1 pseudogene is annotated in these 263 nt (G+C 46.0%); it reads right to left on the reverse strand.

What is annotated here, in order from left to right:
• Positions 1–162, reverse strand: a pseudogene (locus tag O4G76_RS20835) (MarR family transcriptional regulator); the annotation flags it as partial.
• Positions 163–263 lie beyond the last annotated feature (101 nt).

Raw genomic sequence — 263 nt, forward strand, 5'->3', positions numbered from 1 at the left:
AGCCTGCACCGCGTTGATGTCAAGGACACCCACGCGTTCAAACTCGTCCTTGATTACATCCAACAACAAGCGGTGCAGACGCTCCACCAATGCAAGTGCATCAAGATAACCAGTCATGAACCCTTTGCGGTCCAGCTGGCTGATTGGTCGTTCCATACTCATTCAGCATCTCCGAATCGAAATTGCTTCATGACAAATGTGACTGGAATTTCCTGAAAATGCGTTAAACCGGATTTCTCTTTTATTTTTGGTATGTTCTAGAG

It is taken from the genome of Limimaricola sp. G21655-S1, from assembly GCF_027213785.1.
In the GTDB taxonomy this organism is placed as follows: Bacteria; Pseudomonadota; Alphaproteobacteria; order Rhodobacterales; family Rhodobacteraceae; genus Limimaricola.